Below are 20,151 nucleotides of genomic sequence, written 5' to 3'. Positions count from 1 at the left end.
GATTAGTAAAAACATGTGTACTCTGAAATAAATTTAAAATATTTCTAAAAAAGTATTGACAAAACAAAAGAAAACGCTTACTATATAAATAAGGGAACGGTTCCACAATAAAAAGGAGGAGTGATGACTACAATAAAACAGGTTGCTGAAGAAGCCGGAGTATCAAAGTCAACAGTTTCAAGATATATTTCGAAAAAAGGCTATGTCGGAGATGATGCGAGAGAAAAGATAAAAAATGCTATCAAGAAATTAAATTACACACCAAATGTATTAGCACAATCTTTAAAAACTAAAAAAAATCAAATGGTAGGACTCTTATTGCCAGATATTTCTAATCCGTTCTTCCCAAGATTGGTTCGAGGAGCCGAATCATATTTGAAAGATAAAGGTTATAGGATTATGGTTGGTACTATTTCAGATCATGATTCGTTAGAAGAATATATAAACCTTTTGTTAAAAACAAATGCAGCTGGTATTATAACAACCCTTGACTTTACAAAGGAATTTCCAAATCTAACATTACCTGTTGTTGTGGTTGACCGGATTAGTAAAGATACAGGCTATGGTGTTTTTTCTGATAATCAGTTGGGTGGACGTTTGGCTGCTAAAGCAATTTGGAATGCTGGCGCTGAGCAGGTTATGATCATCAAAGTTTTAGATGATAAAGCTGAGAATATTGTGGAACGATTTGAAGCAAGTTTAAACTATTTGAGGAATAAAAATTTAGAAATTTGTATTGAAGAAAGTGAAACTTTTGACTTTGAAAAAATTCAAAAAGAAGCTAAAGAGAATCTAAAAAGAAATCCAAATATTGATAGTATTATAGCACCTTCTGATATTCATGCGATAGCTTATATTCATGAAATTTTAGCAATTGGGAAAAAAATTCCAGATGATATTCAAATCATTGGTTATGATGATATTGTACTTAGTCAATTTATTTATCCTTCTTTATCAACTATCCACCAATCATCATATAAAATGGGAGAACAGGCTGCAAAGCTAATCTATAATATGGCAAATAAGTTCTCTATAGATGAAGCTAAAATTAAACTCCCTGTTAGGTACATAGAAAGAAATACATTAAGGAGAAAGAAATGAGTAAAATTGTTGTTGTTGGAAGCATTTCAATGGACTTAGTTATGAGAACAAAAAGGATTCCAGAAGGAGGTGAAACGATTTTTGGCGATTCATTTAATATAGTTCCAGGTGGAAAAGGTGCAAATCAAGCTGTAGCTATTGGTAGATTATCCAGTGTTGAAGATAATATTTACATATTTGGGAACGTAGGAGCAGATATTTTTTCAGCAGATTTATTAAGTAATCTGCAAAATAATGATATTTCTACAGCATATGTGGGAACGGTACCACAGTCTACAGGAGTTGCACAAATTACTTTATATGGAGGTGATAATAGGATTATTTATTATCCCGGAGCTAATAATTTAGTTAAAACAAATGATTGGAAAAATGAGTGGAAATTACTTAGTGATGCAAGTATTGTTGTATTACAGAATGAAATACCACATGAAGCCAACTTATCTATAGCTAAATTTTGCCAAGAAAATCAAGTTAAGGTTCTTTACAATCCTGCACCAGCTAGAGAAACAGACAAAGAGATGATTCCTTTTTGTGATTTTATTACTCCTAACGAGCACGAATGTTCAGAGCTTTTCCCAGATAAGAAATTAGAAGAAATTATTAAAATTTATCCTAATAAAATGATTGTGACATTAGGAGTTGAAGGTTCTATTTATTATGATGGGACAGCAGTTAAGAAAATTCCTGCTATAAAAGCAGAAGTAGTTGATACTACAGGAGCAGGAGATACGTTTAATGGTGCTTTTGCTTATGCTATCTCAAAAGGAAAAGAGATGGATGTTGCATTGTCCTTTGCAACGATTGCTTCACATCTTTCTGTTCAAAGATTTGGAGCGCAAGGAGGTATGCCGAGTTTGAAAGAAATAAAGGAGCATTCAGGATATGAAGAAATATGGGATTTTAAATAGTAATATAGCGAAACTAGCTGATGATTTAGGTCATATGGATTTGGTTTGTATCGGAGATTTAGGATTGCCAGTTCCAAAAGGTGTTGATAAAATTGATTTAGCATTAAGAAAAGGTAGTCCAAGTTTTTTAGAAGTTTTAAAAGAATATTCAGATCATGTACTTATTGAAAAAATTTTCTTAGCAGAAGAAATTAAGGAAAAAAACAAAGAACAGTGGCAAGCAGTTCTAGATCTTTTAGGATCGAATATAATTATTGAATATATTAGTCATGAAGAATTGAAAGCTATGAATACTAAAGTTAAGGCAGTTATTCGCACTGGGGAAGATACACCATATTCGAATATAATCTTGCAATCAGGAGTTATTATTTAGAAGGGGGTTGCCTATGAAAATTGAAATGAAGAATATTTCAAAATCTTTTGGGAATAATCGTGTTTTAGAAAGTATTGATTTGGTTCTTAATTCAGGAGAAGTTCATGCTTTAATGGGGGAGAATGGCGCAGGCAAATCAACCTTAATGAATATTTTAACTGGACTTTTTCCAGCTACTTCAGGAACTATTTTTATTGATGGAAAAGAAAAAACATTTTCTAATCCTCAAGAGGCAGAACGGTTTGGACTGAGTTTTATTCATCAGGAAATGAATACTTGGCCAGATATGACTGTACTTGATAATCTTTTTTTAGGAAGAGAAATTAAAAATTCGATTGGGTTTCTAGATAAAGTTAGTATGGAAAGGAAAGCTAAAGAAGCATTTAAACGTCTTAATATCTCTATTCCTCTCGATGCAATCATTGGTCAATTATCAGTCGGACAACAACAAATGATAGAAATAGCAAAATGTTTATTATCAGAAGTTTCCTTGTTAATTATGGATGAACCCACAGCAGCTTTAACTGATCGTGAAACTGAAACACTTTTTAAAGTGATAGAAGGATTAAAATCTGATGGTGTAGGTATTGTGTATATTTCACATCGGATGGAAGAAATCTTTAAGATCACAGATCTTATAACTGTTATGAGGGATGGGTTTGTAATTGATACCAAGAAAACGAAGTTTACTAATGCAGATGAATTAGTTCAGAAGATGGTAGGCCGTGAATTAGAAGATTATTATCCAGAAAAAAAGGCTGAGATTGGGAATATTGTTTTTCAAGCTAAGAATCTTTCTGGTGATGCTTTTACGGATATTTCTTTCTATGTACGTCAAGGGGAAATTCTTGGTTTTTCTGGTTTGATGGGTGCTGGTCGTACTGAAATAATGCGAGCAATTTTTGGAATTGATTCTTTAAAATCTGGTCAAATTATAATAAACGGAGAACAACTGATAATTAAAAATCCTTTTGAAGCAATTAAGCATGGAATTGGTTTCTTAACAGAAGATCGTAAAGATGAGGGATTGATTTTAGATTTTTCTATTAAAGATAATATGACTTTACCTAGTACTCGTGATTTTGTTAAAAATGGCATTTTCGATAATAAAACAAGTGGTATATTTGTACAACGCTTAATTGATAGGTTACAAATTAAATCAGGTTATCCAGATAAGGAAGTTGGGACACTTTCTGGTGGTAATCAACAGAAAGTAGTTTTAGCAAAATGGATAGGTATTGCACCAAAAGTACTGATTTTAGATGAGCCAACTCGTGGGGTAGATGTTGGAGCTAAGCGTGAAATTTACCAATTAATGAATGAATTAGCTGAACGAGGTGTACCGATTATTATGGTCTCTTCAGATTTACCAGAAGTGATTGGAGTCAGTGATCGCATTATGGTCATGCATGAAGGTAGAATTAGTGGGGAATTAACACGTCGAGAAGCTACACAAGAAAAAGTTATGCAACTAGCTACAGGAGGACAATAGTGTGAAAAATACTATGAAGTACATGTCAGAATTGACAACGGTAATAGCATTGATAATTTTAATGGCTGTCATCACTATTATCAATTCAAATTTTTTAACAGCAAATAATCTGTTAAATTTACTATTGCAAGTAACATCAAATGCACTGATTGCTTTTGGAATGACTTTTGTTATTCTAACAGGTGGAATCGATTTATCAGTAGGATCAATTTTAGCCTTATCCAGCGCGCTAACAGCAGGTTTATTAGGATCTGGAATGCCTGTTACGTTAGCAATTCTCATCTCTTTAATTTTGGGTTGCATTCTAGGTATGATGAATGGGTTATTGATTTCCTACGGGAAATTAGCTCCATTTATCGTCACTTTAGCGACTATGACTATTTTTAGGGGAGCAACACTTGTTTATACAAATGGGAATCCTATTACAAAAGGATTAAGTGATACATTCTTATTTCAATTTTTGGGGCAAGGTTACATAGTAGGAATTCCATTTCCTGTAATTATTATGTTTATTGTATTTATTGTTTTATATGTTTTACTTCATAAAACAGCATTTGGTAAATCTGTATATGCTATAGGGGGGAATGAAAAAGCAGCATATATATCAGGTGTGAAATTAAATAAAGTGAAAATTATCATTTATTCAATATCAGGTATTATGGCTTCAATTTCTGGATTAATTATAACATCACGCTTAAGTTCTGCTCAACCAACAGCAGGTGCTAGTTATGAAATGGATGCTATTGCAGCTGTTGTTCTTGGAGGAACCTCTTTATCTGGAGGTAAAGGTCGTATACTTGGGACTCTAATAGGTGCTTTAATTATTGGAGTTTTGAATAATGGACTTAATATTATTGGTGTTTCAGCATTTTGGCAACAAGTAGTAAAAGGAGTTGTAATCTTAATTGCTGTTCTGATTGATCGTTTTAAAGTTGTAAAACAGTAGAATAATTTTCAATTTTTTTGGAAATAGTAACAATTTATTAGATGACGTACAATAATCGGGATTGAAACTATCCCTATAGATATATATTACGAGGAGTAATAACATGAAAAATATTAAAAAAATTAGCATTTTTGCTTTGTTTGTAACATTTATTTTTGCTTTAGTAGCTTGTGGAAAAACTGGTTTAGGAAATTCATCAAATGATAATAAATCTACGACTCAAAAGTCGGCAAAAGAATTAAAATTAGGAGTTTCTATTTCTACTACTAACAATCCTTATTTTGTGGCTATGAAAGATGGCCTTGAAAAAGCTGCAGGGGAAAAAGAAGTAACTTTGAAGATAGCAGATGCACAAGATGATGCTGCTAGACAAGCAGATGATATTCAAAATTTTATTAGTCAAAATGTAGATGCTTTACTAATTAATCCAGTTGATTCTGATGCAATTGTTACATCTATTAAAGCTGCTAATAATGCAAACATTCCGGTAATCTTAATTGACCGCGGTAGTAATGGTGGTGAAGTCTTGACAACTGTTGCTTCTGATAACGTAGAAGCAGGTAAAATGGCTGCAGAATTTATTACCAAGCAATTGGGAGAAAAAGCAAAAACTTTTGAATTATCAGGAGTCCCTGGCGCTTCTGCAACTGTAGATAGAGGTAAAGGATTTGAACAAATTTCAAAGACAAATTTAGATGTTCTTTCTAGTCAATCCGCTAATTTTGATCGCGCAAAAGCTTTGAATACAGCGCAAAATATGATTCAAGGAAACAAAGAAGTACAAGCAATCTTTGCACAGAATGATGAGATGGCGTTAGGAGCTGCACAAGCAGTAAAAGCAGCTGGTCTTAGCAATGTATTAATTGTTGGTATTGATGGTCAACCAGATGCACATGATGCTATTGCAAAAGGTGATATTACTGCCACTATTGCTCAGCAACCAGCTAAGATGGGTGAAATTGCTATTCAATCAGCAATAGATCATTATCAAGGGAAAAAACTGGAAAAAGAAACAGTTTCTCCAATTTATCTTGTGACTAAGGATAATGTTGATCAACATAACTGGTGATATATTTTTAGTAAGCAAGTAGTTGTTAATTTTCATTCAATGTGGTTTTTAAATATCATTGTTACTATTTGAGCTATTGGATTCAAAAAGACCAGATTCCAAACTTGGATCTGGCCTATGATATGCTACCTTTGATGGAAATGATGGAAGCTCCTGACAAGTCAGAGTTTTTCTACCGCCACAGTACAGAAGACGATTGGGAAAAGAAAATTTTCTAGTCTTTTACTAAATAACCGAGTTGATCCAAGGCCTCCTCGATATAGTGGAGGTCTTGTTGTGTTTCGGCTTCAACTAGGTGGTAATGGATACCATCTGTCAATTCAGATAAAGGTTTAAAATCAGAATGCTCGACTTGTTCTAGAAAATGTTGCACATCTCTGCGACAAGACAGTTTAAGCAAGGTTTCAATTTCTCCATAGACGGGATGGTCAATCAAGGTATTTTGAACACGTCCACCATTATCAACGATAGCAAGGAGTTCTTGACCGATTTCTTCAACTTCATGTTTCACTTTGAAAAGTTTGTGAACATAAGGATTGGTTTCAATTTGCTTATAGACGTAGCCACGATTAGTGGATAGGATAGGAGCGCCATCGGCTCTCAAAATTGCAATGTCCTGTACAATGACCTGGCGTGTAACATGAAAATGTTCAGCTAAACTTTGGCCATTGAGGGCTTTAGGAGTTTCTTTCAAGAGTTGGAGCAGGGCTTGTTTGCGATCTTTTGTCATAGTTCTTCCTTTTAACGGCGTTTGCGAAGCACTTTATAGACAGCTAGTGCTAATGTATAGTCTACCATACTATGGATAATTGTACCAAATCCAACTAGCACAAATAGAACATAAAACATATTTTCTACATTGGTACCAGAAGTTGTGTAAAAAACGACACAGGCCAATACTTCAGCAAGGGCATGGACAAGCGCTAACACAAAGTTGAAAATCCAGGAAGCTTTTGGTTTATCTAGGGTATCGGGGAATTTTTGTAGGTAAAGAGCCCCCAAAGTTCCAAAAAAGATATGGGAAAAAGCTCGAAAAACAATAACCATGGGATAGCCAGCCATCAAAAATCCAAAACTAGAGGCTAGGATGACAAAAACAGCCATCAAGGGCGATAAGAACATGGCAATAAAAATAGCGATGTGGCTTCCTAAAGTATAGGAAGCAGGTGGAATGACAATCTTGAAAGGCATAACAATTGGAATCAAAATCGCAATAGCCGTTAAGAGGGCAGTCATTGTCATAAATTGTGTCTTTTTCCGTGTATTCATAAGAATCTCCTTTTTAACTGTATATACACTAGTATAGTACAACAAACAAGGCAATAAAGCAAGGATTTACTTAAGTTTATAGGCCATTTTAAATTAAATATTGGTAAAGATTTCACTAAAAAGAAACTGTATAGAGCAAAATCTCCACCTTCAGGTTTGAAAGTGGAGATTGTTTTTATTTTTTCAAAGTCTGTAGTCTTGGAACAATGGCTAGGGTTAGAACTGCGGAAATGACTAATTCGGCAATCGAATTTGTTGAGATAACAGTTGCTAGGAGTTTTTGGATATTACCATCAAAGACATTTCCAAAAAGGTAGAAAATTCCACCAAGTACAAAGACTGTGTTGGTAAGTGAACCAAGGGCACCAGCTAAAATCAGACCAGTCTTGTTTTTCATTAGTTTATAGACTAGATAAGGAGTTAAACCAATCAAAATACGTGGGACGATAGCTATGATAGCTGAGTAGATGTTTCCGTTTGGGACGAATGGTGAGAAGAGGTAGCTTGTTGGTAGAATCGTAATCGTGTTAACGGTCAAGCTAAGTAATCCCATTAAAAATCCAAGTGTAACCCCAACTCGTGGACCGTAGATAATGCTGGCAATAATGACAGGAATATGAACGATGGTCGGTTTGATTGGAAATGGGAAAAGGTTAAAGATAAGTGAGCTCAGAAAATGAATCACGAGCATGGTTGCAAAAAAGATAGCAATGGGTGCAATATTAGAGCGTTTTTTCATCGAGAGTTTCCTTTATTCTTTCTAAAATAATTGTGAGGTCAGCTAATGCTCCTCGTCCATGGTCTCCACAAGCTAGTAGGGATTCTTTTGGAGCGATCAGCTGATAGCCGTAGCTTTCTAATGTTTTCAGATTAGCCTGAGTTGCCGGATGGTCATACATTTTTGTATTCATTGCTGGTGCGATGAGTTTTGGGATATGACTTGGCAAGGCTAGAGCCGTACTGGTTACCATGTTGTCCGCAAAGCCGTGGGCTAGTTTTGCAATAGTGTTAGCAGTTGCAGGGGACACGATAAATAAATCTGCTTTTTTTCCAAGTTCGATATGATTGACTTGATCAGGATAGGGTTCCTTCATGACATCCAAATGTACGGAATTCTGTGAGAGTACCTGTAGTGTCAAAGGTTGGATAAACTCTGTAGCAGCCTGGGTCATTAAGACAGTGACTTGATGACCATGTTTTTTTAGAGAACTGACTAAATCTGCAGACTTGTAAGAGGCGATTGACCCCGTTACAGCCAAGAGAATATGTGCCATAGCTTTCCTTTCTATGAATGATAGGTTTGAATTTTTTCAAGGAGGAGTTCTGCAATTTCTTCTTTAGTCTGGACTGTTTGAAGCTCATTTTTCTCAACAAAGATAGCTCTGTGCTGCTTTGCTGAGATTTGAGTCAGGTCATTTGCAATGATTAAGTCTGCTTGGTTTTTGATGAGACTTTTTCGTGCAATGTCAACCAGATAGTCTTCGTTAACATCAACCAGCAGTTTGAAACCAATCAGATGAATAGCAGGATTCCACTCCTTGACTAGAGAGATGATTTTTAGTGTCTTTTTAAGGAACAAAACTTGAACATCATCAGTTGAAGAAATCTTAGCCTGATGATTCTGCTTGTTTAAAAATTCCTCTAGATTGGAACTAGCCTGAACTTCCTCTAGACCTGTCATATAAACAGGAGTGTAATCAGACACAGCCATTGAGTGAATCAAGACCTGATAGTCCTTGACACGTTCTTGCATTTCAAGGAGAAGATCGTTTGTATTGTTAATTTCTTGAATGCTTAGGTTGGGATGGGCTTCTGGCTTTAGAGCTCGTTTTGTTGTTATCAAACAAACTTCATGCCCTGCAGCAAGCAAGGTTTCTGTTATGATTTTCCCCAAGCGTCCTGTAGAATGGTTAGTGATAGAGCGGACGCTATCGATAGCTTCACTGGTACCGCCCGATGTAACTAAAATTTTCATAGCACTATTGTACACAAAAATAAACGGTAAGTAAAATGAAAGTGATAAAAATTGAGTAAATTAATATATGGTCGATTTTGACAATCTCTCCTGTTTATAGGATAATAGAAATATATGCAATAAGGAGAATGCTGAATGAATTTTTTTAAATTTGCTGACAATTTTACAAAAGAAGCTAGTAAGGTATTGAATGATGCTGGATCCGCTACCAGTAAAGTATTAAATGAAGCAGGTAAATTTACTGGAGAAGCTATTACAGAGTCTGTAAAAGTTATAGAAGATGTTTCAAGTCAGGTTGGCGATGTTATCACAGATGTTTCTGAAAAGGCTATTGGGGTAGCTAGTGATGTGGTAGAACATGTAACTAAAGCTTCATCGGAAACTTTTAATGAAGCAGGTAAAATAGCGAATAATACGAAAGAACAAATTGATGCTGTTGACCTCTTTAATTCTAAACTTAGACAAGAAGCTGTCGAGGGATATAAAGAATCTATAAGATTGTATAACAATGAAGCTGATAATTTAGCTAATAAATCAACAGAACTCTATCAGGTTAGGGAAAAAGCGGTCAAAGTTGTAAAAATTATTGAAGAAAGAATTAGTAAGCTAGCAAATAAGCCAAAAGAGTTTGAAACAAAATTAGAAGAAATTGATGTTGAAATTCAGAATTTTGAAGATAAGCAAATTGCTATTTCACAGTCAATTAAGGAAGCTGAATTAGCAAGTGGTAGTACAGCGGCTACGGCTTCTCTTAGTGCATTAGGAGTAACAGTTGCAACTTTAGGGCCTACTGCCGCTATGGGTGTTGCAACTACATTTGGTGTTGCATCAACAGGTACTGCGATATCAAGTTTGACAGGTGCTGCAGCAAATAGCGCCGCTCTGGCTTGGTTAGGTGGTGGAAGTGTAGCAGCTGGTGGCGGTGGAGTGGCAGCAGGTAACGCATTTCTAGCTTTGGCTGGTCCTGTCGGTTGGGGAATTGCAGGCGTTATGTTGACCGCTTCTGTAGGCGCTGGTGTAGTAGCTAATAGGAAAAATGAAGAAGTTGCAAAAGAGGCTATAGAGGAACAGAAAAGGTAGAATTGTTGGCTAGACAACTTAAAGAAAAAGTAATAGAAGTTACGGAATTAATAGAACTAACTGGAAAACAAACAGAAGGAATTTATTTAGCCAATTTATCTTTAACTGGAATGGACTATAGCTTATTTACTGAAGATGAAAAATATAAAGCAGGTAATTTAGTGAATTCAACACTATCACTGACAGCTATGATAAATAAGGAAATTAAAATAAATGGTTAATCAAATTTTTAATCAAGCATTTAATCAAGGTATTGGAGCATATGTCAACTGCTTAAATAATTTAAGAATTCAAGACTTACAAATTGCTTTGAAAATGATAGAAGATGAAGCTCGCAATGTCATCTTAAACAAGGATAATGCCTCTAAAATTTTAGATTATGCTAAAGATAATATAGAAGATGTTATTGTTAAAAATCGTGGCGGTGATCGTGGAGTACATGGTTTTATAGCAGAGTTTGCAGAAGCAGGAATTGTAAATGCAAGGAGAGCAATTGAGGGATTAAATCCAATTGTTAAAGTTTTGAATGACAATGGACCAGCCGATTTATTAATTGGTAGAAATACCATTCAAATGAAGTTTTATAATAATTTACGTGATGAATTAGAACAATCATTTTTTTACAATACAAAAATGAAAATGATGTTTCCAAAAGATCACGTTCAAGTATTTGAAAAAATAATGGCTGGAGCAAAAGAAGTTGAACTTAATGGTAAGAGATTGTCCAGTAAACAAATTACGGATATACGCCAAATAATTAATGATATCACTGAAAGCAAGGGACTTACTTCATACAAATCTTGGATGAAATCCTCTGCTCTAGATTATAAAGACGCTCAAAAGAATTCAATTAACTCTCTATTGGATTCTGAACAGAAAAATATTTATAAAACAGTCAAACTGAAACAACAAGAATTAAATAAAAAAAGATTAGTAGCCCAAAAACATGCATTGCCAAATTTAAAAGAAGCTAACAAGGTTGCAAGGAACGCCGCTTTTTTACAGGGGGGATTAGCTTTGATGTCGAGTGTGTATGGAAAGTATAAAGAAGGAAAAAGTATTTTCGAATTCGAACAATCAGATTGGTTAGATTGTGGATTGAATACAGCTGAAGGAGTTGTAAAGGGTGCAATATCTGGGTATTCCATTTACGGATTAACAAATGTCTTGGGGATTAGTGCTCCAAATGCTAGTGCTTTAGTTACGGCAACTTATGGAATGATAGACATTGTTCTAAAGTATAGATCTACAGAAATAACCCAAGATGAATTTATGAATCTCTTGACATTAAATGTAATGGATGCTTCCTTTGCAACAATTGGTGCTTGTATTGGTCAAGCAATGATTCCTATACCAGTTCTAGGTTCTGTAGTAGGTTCAATAGCCAGCTCAATCATTTGGGAAATAGGGAAGGGAATATTAAATGATAGCGAACAAAAAATCATTCAATACTACCAGGAAAATCTGAATAATTACATAAAAATATTAGATAAGCATTATCTTGCTATTTATAATGAAATCATAGAAAAATATAAAAAACTGGGTGAATTACAAGATTACTCGTTTGATTTATCGTTAAACACTAAACTTAGTTTTGAATATTCTATTGAGTTGGCAGAAAAATTAGAAATTGAAAACACAAGAATTTTACATAATTTATCTGAAATTGACAGCTATTTTCTTGACTAAATTATTTTTTCATTATTCTATAGTTTCAAACTATAAAGGCATATAAAATTTAAGAAAGGACTCTAAAAACCTTAAAAACAGGGATATTTACGAACGTTTAGAGAGTTTTAGGATGTTAAAAATCTTGTTTTGTGTTATAATGAGTTATCATATAAGAGGTTAGAGGAGTTTTGAATGAAAACAGATATTGAAATCGCACAGAGTATTGAGTTGAAGCCAATTGTTGATGTTGTAGAGAAACTTGGTATTTCTTACGACGATTTGGAGTTGTATGGAAAGTACAAGGCTAAGCTCAGCTTTGATAAAATTCGTGCAGTTGAGAGCAATCCAGTTGGAAAATTGATTCTGGTTACTGCCATCAATCCAACACCTGCAGGTGAAGGAAAATCAACTATTACCATTGGTCTTGCGGATGCCTTGAACAAGATTGGCAAGAAAACCATGATTGCTATTCGCGAACCATCTCTTGGTCCAGTAATGGGTATCAAGGGTGGTGCCGCTGGTGGTGGTTACGCTCAAGTTCTGCCAATGGAAGACATCAACCTTCACTTCACTGGAGACATGCATGCCATTACGACTGCCAACAATGCGCTTTCTGCCTTGATTGACAACCACTTGCACCAAGGGAATGAGTTGGGAATTGACCAACGTCGTATCCTTTGGAAACGTGTTGTGGACTTGAACGACCGTGCTCTTCGCCATGTAACAGTTGGGCTTGGTGGCCCTCTAAATGGTATTCCACGTGAGGATGGCTTTGACATTACAGTTGCTTCAGAGATCATGGCAATTCTTTGCTTGGCAACAGACATCGAGGACTTGAAACGCCGTTTGGCGAATATCGTTATTGGTTATCGCTATGATCGTACACCTGTTTCTGTAGGTGATTTGCAGATTGAAGGTGCTTTAGCTTTGATCTTGAAGGATGCGATTAAGCCGAACCTGGTTCAGACAATTTACGGTACACCTGCCTTTGTACACGGTGGTCCATTTGCCAATATTGCTCATGGATGTAATTCAGTCTTGGCAACTACAACAGCTCTTCACTTGGCTGATTATACAGTTACTGAAGCTGGTTTTGGTGCAGACCTTGGTGCTGAGAAATTCCTTGATATTAAGACACCAAACTTGCCAACATCTCCAGATGCAGTAGTTATTGTTGCAACCCTTCGTGCTCTTAAGATGAATGGAGGTGTGGCTAAAGACGCTTTGACAGAGGAAAATGTGGAGGCGGTTCGTGCCGGTTTTGCTAACTTGAAACGCCACGTTGAAAATATCCGTAAGTTCGGTATTCCAGCAGTTGTTGCGATTAACGAATTTGTATCTGATACAGAAGCTGAAATTGCAGCCTTGAAAGAACTTTGTGACTCAATCGATGTACCAGTTGAATTGGCTAGTGTCTGGGCTGATGGTGCAGAAGGTGGAGTAGCACTTGCCGAAACAGTTGTCAAAACCATCGCTGAAAACCCAGCTAACTATAAACGTTTGTATGACAATGACCTTTCAGTCCAAGAAAAGATTGAAAAGATTGTTACTGAAATCTACCGTGGTAGCAAAGTGAACTTTGAGAAGAAAGCTCAAACACAAATCGCTCAAATCGTTCAAAATGGTTGGGACAAATTGCCAATCTGTATGGCTAAAACTCAATATAGTTTTTCAGATAATCCAAATGCACTTGGAGCACCTGAAAACTTTGAAATTACCATTCGTGAATTGGTACCAAAATTAGGTGCAGGCTTTATCGTTGCCTTAACTGGTGATGTCATGACCATGCCAGGACTTCCAAAACGACCAGCTGCTCTCAACATGGATGTTGAAAGCGATGGAACAGTATTAGGCTTGTTCTAGTATATTGCAATTGACTTTATACTCTTCGAAAATCAAATTCAAACCACGTCAGCTTCACCTTGCCGTACTCAAGTACAGCCTGCGGCTAGCTTCCTAGTTTGCACTTCGATTTTCATTGAGTAAAAAATGAGTTTGGAAATACTATCCAAGCTCATTTTTTATCTAGATATAAGAAGTTGCCTTCTACACGTAACCAGTCTAGGTAAAGATATTTTCCCTGAATTCTGATATAATAGAAACATTGACTTCAAGAGTAAGGAAGAGAAGATGAACGCATTATTAAATGGAATGAATGACCGTCAAGCTGAGGCGGTGCAAACGACAGAAGGTCCCTTGTTAATCATGGCAGGGGCTGGTTCTGGAAAGACCCGAGTGTTGACCCACCGCATTGCTTATCTGATTGATGAAAAGCTAGTCAATCCGTGGAATATCTTGGCCATTACCTTTACCAACAAGGCTGCGCGTGAGATGAAAGAGCGTGCTTATAACCTTAATCCAGCCACTCAGGACTGTCTGATTGCGACCTTCCACTCCATGTGTGTGCGTATTTTGCGTCGTGATGCGGACCATATTGGCTACAACCGCAATTTTACAATTGTAGATCCTGGTGAACAGCGAACGCTCATGAAACGCATTCTCAAGCAGTTGAACTTGGATCCGAAAAAATGGAATGAACGAAGCATCTTAGGAACCATTTCCAATGCTAAGAATGACCTGATTGATGATGTTGCCTATGCTGCTCAAGCTGGCGATATGTATACGCAAATCGTGGCTCAGTGTTATACTGCTTACCAAAAAGAATTGCGTCAGTCGGAGTCGGTTGACTTTGATGATTTGATTATGCTGACCTTGCGTCTCTTTGATCAGAATCCTGATGTTTTGACCTACTACCAACAGAAATTCCAATACATCCACGTTGATGAGTACCAAGATACCAACCATGCCCAGTATCAATTAGTCAAACTCTTGGCTTCGCGCTTTAAAAACATCTGTGTGGTTGGGGATGCGGATCAGTCTATCTACGGCTGGCGTGGTGCTGATATGCAGAATATCTTGGACTTCGAAAAGGATTATCCCCAAGCCAAGGTTGTTTTGTTGGAGGAGAATTACCGCTCAACTAAAACCATTCTCCAAGCGGCCAACGAGGTCATTAAAAACAATAAAAATCGCCGTCCTAAGAATCTCTGGACTCAAAACGCTGATGGTGAACAAATCGTTTACTATCGTGCCAATGATGAACTAGATGAGGCTGTATTTGTAGCCAAAACCATCGATGAACTGGGTCGCAACCAAAACTTCCTTCACAAGGATTTTGCAGTTCTTTATCGTACTAATGCGCAGTCTCGTACTATTGAGGAAGCTCTGCTCAAGTCAAATATCCCTTATACCATGGTTGGCGGAACCAAGTTCTACAGCCGTAAGGAAATCCGAGATATTATCGCTTACCTCAATCTTATTGCCAATTTGAGTGATAATATCAGTTTTGAGCGTATTATCAACGAACCGAAACGTGGAATTGGTCCAGGTACAGTTGAGAAAATCCGTGACTTTGCTAATATGCAAGACATGTCCATGCTAGATGCTTCAGCCAATATCATGTTGTCTGGTATCAAGGGTAAAGCAGCCCAGTCTATCTGGGATTTTGCCAATATGATTCTAGATTTACGAGAGCAGCTAGATCAATTAACTATTACAGAGTTGGTTGAGGCCGTCCTAGAAAAAACAGGTTACGTCGATATTCTAAATGCTCAAGCGACTTTAGAAAGCAAGGCTAGGATTGAAAATATTGAAGAGTTCCTTTCTGTGACGAAAAACTTTGATGACACCTCTGATGGGTCAGAAGAAGAAAATGGTCTGGATAAACTGAGTCGTTTCTTAAATGATTTGGCCTTAATTGCAGACACAGATTCAGGTAATCAGGAGACATCAGAAGTTACCCTAATGACCCTGCATGCTGCCAAAGGCCTCGAGTTTCCAGTTGTCTTTTTGATTGGGATGGAAGAAAATGTCTTTCCGCTTAGCCGTGCAGCTGAAGATCAAGATGAATTAGAAGAAGAACGCCGTCTAGCCTATGTAGGAATTACGCGTGCAGAGAAAATTCTCTATCTGACCAATGCCAACTCGCGCCTGCTTTTTGGTCGTACCAACTACAACCGTCCGACCCGATTTATTAACGAAATCAGTTCAGACTTGCTGGAGTATCAAGGATTGGCGCGCCCAGCAAATACAAGCTTTAAAGCATCTTATAGCAGTGGTGGCCTTGCCTTTGGCCAAGGTATGAGTCTGGCTCAAGCTCTTCAAGACCGTAAACGCAGTGCGGCACCAAAATCTATCCAGTCAAGCGGTCTTCCATTTGGTCAGTTTACAGCTGGAGCAAAATCAGCGTCTAGCGAGGCAAATTGGTCTATTGGTGACATTGCTCTCCACAAGAAATGGGGAGAGGGAACCGTTCTGGAAGTTTCAGGTAGCGGTGCTACGCAGGAATTAAAAATCAATTTTCCAGAAGTAGGTTTGAAAAAACTTTTAGCCAGTGTAGCCCCAATTGAGAAAAAAATATAATTTTCCATCCTTCTCACGAATAATAAAGTGAGGAGGATTTTTATGTACAGTATTTCATTCCAAGAAGATTCATTATTGCCAAGAGAAAGACTGGCCAAGGAAGGAGTAGAAGCGCTCAGTAATCAAGAGTTGCTAGCTATTTTACTTAGGACAGGAACACGGCAAGCAAGCGTTTTTGAAATTGCCCAGAAAGTCTTGAGCAATCTTTCAAGCCTAACGGATTTGAAAAAAATGACCCTGCAGGAATTGCAGAGTCTGTCTGGTATCGGGCGTGTTAAGGCTATAGAATTACAAGCTATGATTGAACTGGGGCATCGTATTCATAAACATGAGACTATTGAGATGGAAAGTATTCTCAGCAGTCAAAAGTTGGCCAAGAAGATGCAGCAGGAGTTGGGACATAAAAAACAAGAGCACCTGGTGGCGCTCTATCTCAATACTCAAAATCAAATCATCCATCAACAGACCATTTTTATCGGTTCTGCAACTCGTAGTATCGCTGAGCCGCGAGAGATTCTTCACTATGCTATCAAGCATATGGCGACTTCTCTCATTTTGGTTCACAATCATCCTTCAGGAGCGGTAGCGCCTAGCCGAAATGATGATCATGTCACTAAACTTGTAAAAGAAGCCTGTGACCTGATGGGAATTGTCCTCTTGGACCATTTGATTGTCTCTCACACCAGTTATTTTAGCTATCGTGAAAAGACAGATTTAATCTAAAGTTCATTAACGATATAGTCAAAGAGGTTTTTATCTTTGGGGCGATTTTCAAATAGAAATTCTGGGTGCCATTGGACACCGAGAAAGGCAACGTCATCCGTACTCATGACAGCTTCAATGATACCATCTTGAGGATCATGAGCTGCAATCTTTAAATTTGGTGCTAAATCCTTGATGCTCTGATGGTGGAAGGAGTTGATATGCGAAATTTCTCCATAGATTTCTCGAAGAACTGTATCAGGCTCTGTCATCAAGCGTTGAGTTGTGTACTCAGCAGAACAATCCTGCCAATGGTCTTCGATATCTTGGTACAAAGTTCCACCCATGGCAACGTTAAAGAGTTGAGTTCCACGGCAGACAGAAAAAATTGGCTTTTTCTGTTTAATAGCTTCCTTGATGAGGGCCAGCTCAAAGAAATCCCTTTGAAGGTGGTAGTCATCGCTATCGATGGTTTTTGGTTCACCATAGAATTTTGGATCAACATTTTGCCCACCTGTCAAGATGAGCTTGTCAATCATACTGATATAGTGGCAGGCCATTTCTTGATCACCAATCGGTAGGATGATGGGAATCCCTCCAGCGTCTTTAACGCCTTCAACAAAGCCTTTTGCTACGTAGCTCATCATGATGTCATCATCTGGATGAGTTTTTTCGTTTCCTGTAATCCCAATAACTGGTTTTTTCATAAAATGATTTTCGCTTTCTAATCCTCTTTTCGCATGAAGTAGAGGAGGGTTTGGAGTTCACTTGTCAAATCGACATACTGAACGACCACGTCTTTTGGTAAATGCAGATGGACTGGTGAAAAACTGAGGATTCCTTTCACGCCAGCATCAACCAAGAGATTGGCAACCTCTTGCGACTTGACGCTGGGAACAGTCAAGATAGCAGTCTTCACATCAGCATCCTTGATTTTATCCTTGATTTGAGAAATTCCGTAAATGGGAATTCCATCAGGAGTTTGGGTACCGACTTCGGGATGGTCATCTAGGTCAAAGGCCATGATAATCTTCATCTTGTTACGCTCGTGGAAGCGGTAGTGGAGAAGGGCGTGGCCCATATTTCCAATACCTACCAGCATGACATTGGTGATGGAGTTATCATTGAGCAAATCGGCAAAAAATGTCATCAGTTTTTTGACATCGTAGCCAAATCCACGACGACCTAGTTCACCAAAATAGGAAAAATCACGACGTACGGTCGCGGAATCAATACCGATAGCCTCTGCAATTTGTTTAGAGTTGGCACGTTCAATCTTTTCTGCATGAAATCTCTTAAAAATTCGATAGTAGAGAGAGAGTCTTTTCGCTGTAGCTTTTGGAATAGCAGACTGTTTATCTTTCACAAAATCACAACCTTTCTATTCTTCTATTTTATAGAAACATTGTGAAAAAATCAACAAAAACAAGAAAAAACTAAGAAAAATCTTAGTTTTGATGTAAAAAATCTGCATGTGATAGAAAACGGTAGAGGTCTCCGACTAGTCCTTGGTAAACTTCCTGCCCTTTAAAGGTCAAAGAAGTTACATAAAGCGTATCTGGTAGGGTCACACAACCTGACAGAGCCAGCATGAGAGCTTCATAATCCTCATACTTGAGTGTACGCTCTACATGATAGTTGTCCTTATATGTCAGTTCAAACATATGGGACCTATCTTTCCGATTTTGTAAAGACACCACGTTCTACCAAGCTATCCATGAGGAAGTAGAATTTTTCCTGATGAATGTGGTGGTCTTCTGATTTGAAAATATCAACTAGACGTAGCCCAAACTTGTCAGTGATATTGATTTTAGCACCTGTAAGTTCCTTGTTAATGATGATTTTGAGTTGGAAGCCTTCACCGCTGTTTGGCACTTTTTCCAAAAGGCGAGTCAGTTCATAGTTACCAACCTTAGTCTCAAAAAAGGTATTGTCCTTAAGGGTGAATTTTTTAACAGAAGGGCTAAGAGTGTAGTCGTAACGACAATTTTTTAACTGAATGGTTTTTTCAAATGCCATATGGCTAACCTCCGATAATTTCTTTTAAGGTTTTTGCGAGGGTTTGTAGGTCTTCAACGGTATTTTGTGGCGACAAACTGATGCGAACGGATTCCTTCAGACGTTCTGAATTTGCTCCGTACATAGCTTCAAGAACATGGCTAGATTGTACAATGCCCGCAGTGCAGGCTGAGCCAGTAGAGATAGAAATTCCAGCCAAATCTAGACGGAGGAGTAAGAGGTCATTTTTCTGACCAGGAAATCCAATATTGAGGACATAAGGGAGATGATGTTCTCCTCTATTCAAGTAATATTGAACTCCCTCTAACTCTGCCAGAAAGGCAGTTTCTAGATTTTGTACATGTTGAAAATTGTCTTCTTGCTTTTCTAGGTCTTCTTTTAGGGCTGCAACCATGCCTACGATGGCAGGCAGATTTTCAGTTCCTGCACGTTTTTTCTGTTCTTGGTCTCCGCCATGTAGATAGGAATCAAAGTCCATGCTAGATGCGTAGAGAAAACCGATTCCCTTAGGACCATGGAACTTGTGGGCCGAAGCAGTGAGAAAATCAATGCCCAATTCTTCGGGTTGAATTGGTATTTTACCAATAGCTTGAACTGCATCGACATGATAGGCAGCAGGGTGTTGCTTGAGTATTTGGCCAATTTCAGCAATGGGCAGTAGGTTTCCTGTCTCATTATTGGCAAACATGGTTGAAACCAAAATCGTATCGTCACGTAAAGCTTTTTGAATTTGTTGGGCTGTGATTTCTTGATTTTCTGGCTGGATAATGGTTGCTTCAAACCCAAAGTGTTGAACCAAGTAATCAATAGTTTCAAGGACGGCATGGTGCTCAATAGCAGTTGTGATGATATGTTTTCCTTGCTCTTGGTGACGAAGGCAGTAACCAATGATAGCAGTATTGTTGCCTTCAGTACCACCAGAAGTGAAAAAGATATGTTGAGGTTTTGTCTTCAGTAACTTGGCTAGTTCCTGACGAGCTTCTCGCAAGAGTTTGCCAGCTTGACGACCATGACCATGAATACTAGAAGGGTTTCCGTGGGTTTCTTGCATAACCTTGGTCATAGCTGAAATAGCAACTGCTGACATGGGAGTCGTTGCAGCATTGTCCAAATAAATCAAAGAA

Annotated in this window: 23 protein-coding genes; 13 read left to right on the top strand and 10 right to left on the bottom strand. The window is 37.5% G+C overall.

The window, feature by feature from the left end:
• Positions 1-123: 123 nt before the first annotated feature.
• The 7 genes from TZ91_RS04270 (at position 124) to TZ91_RS04240 (ending at position 6,107) form a co-directional block, all read left to right on the top strand.
• The gene (locus TZ91_RS04270; protein ID WP_000207598.1) at positions 124-1,101 is read left to right on the top strand and encodes a LacI family DNA-binding transcriptional regulator; all 978 of its coding nucleotides are present in this window, start codon (positions 124-126) and stop codon (positions 1,099-1,101) included.
• Positions 1,098-2,009 carry a ribokinase gene (gene rbsK, locus TZ91_RS04265; RefSeq protein WP_033687066.1) on the top strand — a complete coding sequence of 304 codons (912 nt, stop codon included), beginning with the start codon at positions 1,098-1,100 and terminating at the stop codon, positions 2,007-2,009. Before TZ91_RS04270 ends, rbsK begins: the two co-directional genes overlap by 4 nt.
• Positions 1,984-2,382, top strand: coding sequence for a D-ribose pyranase (rbsD, locus tag TZ91_RS04260; RefSeq protein ID WP_000759835.1), 399 nt, complete (start codon positions 1,984-1,986; stop codon positions 2,380-2,382). Before rbsK ends, rbsD begins: the two co-directional genes overlap by 26 nt.
• 13 nt (positions 2,383-2,395) lie before the next feature.
• On the top strand, positions 2,396-3,874 hold the full coding sequence (locus tag TZ91_RS04255) for a sugar ABC transporter ATP-binding protein (protein WP_033687065.1): 1,479 nt from the start codon (positions 2,396-2,398) through the stop codon (positions 3,872-3,874).
• 1 nt (position 3,875) lies between these two features.
• On the top strand, positions 3,876-4,820 hold the full coding sequence (locus TZ91_RS04250) for an ABC transporter permease subunit (protein ID WP_004248623.1): 945 nt from the start codon (positions 3,876-3,878) through the stop codon (positions 4,818-4,820).
• A gap of 103 nt (positions 4,821-4,923) precedes the next feature.
• Positions 4,924-5,889 carry a substrate-binding domain-containing protein gene (locus TZ91_RS04245; RefSeq protein WP_000789622.1) on the top strand — a complete coding sequence of 322 codons (966 nt, stop codon included), beginning with the start codon at positions 4,924-4,926 and terminating at the stop codon, positions 5,887-5,889.
• A 68-nt stretch (positions 5,890-5,957) separates the two neighbouring features.
• Positions 5,958-6,107, top strand: a complete 150-nt coding sequence (locus TZ91_RS04240) for an NUDIX hydrolase (RefSeq protein WP_080702869.1) — start codon at positions 5,958-5,960, stop codon at positions 6,105-6,107.
• On the opposite strand, the gene TZ91_RS04235 is transcribed toward TZ91_RS04240, so the two are convergent.
• The 5 genes from TZ91_RS04235 to coaB form a co-directional block, all read right to left on the bottom strand.
• Positions 6,104-6,619 carry a transcription repressor NadR gene (locus TZ91_RS04235; RefSeq protein WP_000159190.1) on the bottom strand — a complete coding sequence of 172 codons (516 nt, stop codon included), beginning with the start codon at positions 6,617-6,619 and terminating at the stop codon, positions 6,104-6,106. The genes TZ91_RS04240 and TZ91_RS04235 overlap by 4 nt on opposite strands.
• A gap of 11 nt (positions 6,620-6,630) precedes the next feature.
• A complete protein-coding gene (locus TZ91_RS04230; RefSeq protein ID WP_033687064.1) occupies positions 6,631-7,158 on the bottom strand; it encodes an ECF transporter S component in 528 nt (175 codons plus the stop codon).
• A gap of 175 nt (positions 7,159-7,333) precedes the next feature.
• A complete protein-coding gene (locus TZ91_RS04225; protein WP_000747412.1) occupies positions 7,334-7,897 on the bottom strand; it encodes an ECF transporter S component in 564 nt (187 codons plus the stop codon).
• The gene (gene coaC, locus TZ91_RS04220; RefSeq protein WP_033687062.1) at positions 7,881-8,432 is read right to left on the bottom strand and encodes a phosphopantothenoylcysteine decarboxylase; all 552 of its coding nucleotides are present in this window, start codon (positions 8,430-8,432) and stop codon (positions 7,881-7,883) included. The genes TZ91_RS04225 and coaC overlap by 17 nt, the downstream gene beginning before the upstream one ends.
• A gap of 11 nt (positions 8,433-8,443) precedes the next feature.
• Positions 8,444-9,133, bottom strand: a complete 690-nt coding sequence (gene coaB / locus TZ91_RS04215; RefSeq protein ID WP_033687060.1) for a phosphopantothenate--cysteine ligase — start codon at positions 9,131-9,133, stop codon at positions 8,444-8,446.
• Between the two features lie 135 nt (positions 9,134-9,268).
• Between coaB and TZ91_RS04210 the strand changes: the two genes are divergently transcribed.
• The 6 genes from TZ91_RS04210 (at position 9,269) to radC (ending at position 17,029) form a co-directional block, all read left to right on the top strand.
• Entirely contained in the window at positions 9,269-10,213 is a 945-nt protein-coding gene (locus TZ91_RS04210; protein ID WP_235196482.1) for a kinetochore Spc7 family protein, read from the top strand.
• A 5-nt stretch (positions 10,214-10,218) separates the two neighbouring features.
• Entirely contained in the window at positions 10,219-10,434 is a 216-nt protein-coding gene (locus TZ91_RS10590; RefSeq protein WP_235196479.1) for a hypothetical protein, read from the top strand.
• Entirely contained in the window at positions 10,427-11,902 is a 1,476-nt protein-coding gene (locus tag TZ91_RS04205) for a hypothetical protein (RefSeq protein ID WP_033687059.1), read from the top strand. The genes TZ91_RS10590 and TZ91_RS04205 overlap by 8 nt, the downstream gene beginning before the upstream one ends.
• 174 nt (positions 11,903-12,076) lie before the next feature.
• Positions 12,077-13,747, top strand: coding sequence for a formate--tetrahydrofolate ligase (locus TZ91_RS04200; protein WP_033687058.1), 1,671 nt, complete (start codon positions 12,077-12,079; stop codon positions 13,745-13,747).
• Positions 13,748-14,014: 267 nt separating this feature from the next.
• Entirely contained in the window at positions 14,015-16,306 is a 2,292-nt protein-coding gene (gene pcrA, locus TZ91_RS04195) for a DNA helicase PcrA (protein ID WP_033687056.1), read from the top strand.
• Positions 16,307-16,348: 42 nt separating this feature from the next.
• Entirely contained in the window at positions 16,349-17,029 is a 681-nt protein-coding gene (gene radC, locus TZ91_RS04190) for a RadC family protein (RefSeq protein WP_045597115.1), read from the top strand.
• On the opposite strand, the gene TZ91_RS04185 is transcribed toward radC, so the two are convergent.
• The 5 genes from TZ91_RS04185 to TZ91_RS04165 all read right to left on the bottom strand — a co-directional run bounded on the left by TZ91_RS04185 (position 17,026) and on the right by TZ91_RS04165 (position 20,147).
• A complete protein-coding gene (locus tag TZ91_RS04185) occupies positions 17,026-17,715 on the bottom strand; it encodes a gamma-glutamyl-gamma-aminobutyrate hydrolase family protein (RefSeq protein ID WP_033687053.1) in 690 nt (229 codons plus the stop codon). The genes radC and TZ91_RS04185 overlap by 4 nt on opposite strands.
• Positions 17,716-17,732: 17 nt before the next feature.
• Complete coding sequence (locus TZ91_RS04180) at positions 17,733-18,374, bottom strand: redox-sensing transcriptional repressor Rex (protein WP_000653417.1); 642 nt, start codon at positions 18,372-18,374, stop codon at positions 17,733-17,735.
• Positions 18,375-18,456: 82 nt separating this feature from the next.
• Complete coding sequence (locus TZ91_RS04175; protein ID WP_033687052.1) at positions 18,457-18,672, bottom strand: DUF4649 family protein; 216 nt, start codon at positions 18,670-18,672, stop codon at positions 18,457-18,459.
• A gap of 7 nt (positions 18,673-18,679) precedes the next feature.
• Positions 18,680-19,027 (bottom strand): DUF1831 domain-containing protein, encoded by a 348-nt coding sequence (locus TZ91_RS04170; RefSeq protein WP_000863540.1) that lies wholly within the window; start codon positions 19,025-19,027, stop codon positions 18,680-18,682.
• 4 nt (positions 19,028-19,031) lie between these two features.
• On the bottom strand, positions 19,032-20,147 hold the full coding sequence (locus TZ91_RS04165) for a cysteine desulfurase family protein (RefSeq protein ID WP_033687051.1): 1,116 nt from the start codon (positions 20,145-20,147) through the stop codon (positions 19,032-19,034).
• Positions 20,148-20,151: the final 4 nt, after the last annotated feature.

Origin of the sequence: Streptococcus mitis (assembly GCF_000960025.1) — a bacterium.
GTDB lineage: Bacteria > Bacillota > Bacilli > Lactobacillales > Streptococcaceae > Streptococcus > Streptococcus mitis_DH.
The sequence above is the reverse complement of the archived record's forward strand: the minus strand, read 5'-3'. Positions and strand labels throughout refer to the sequence as shown.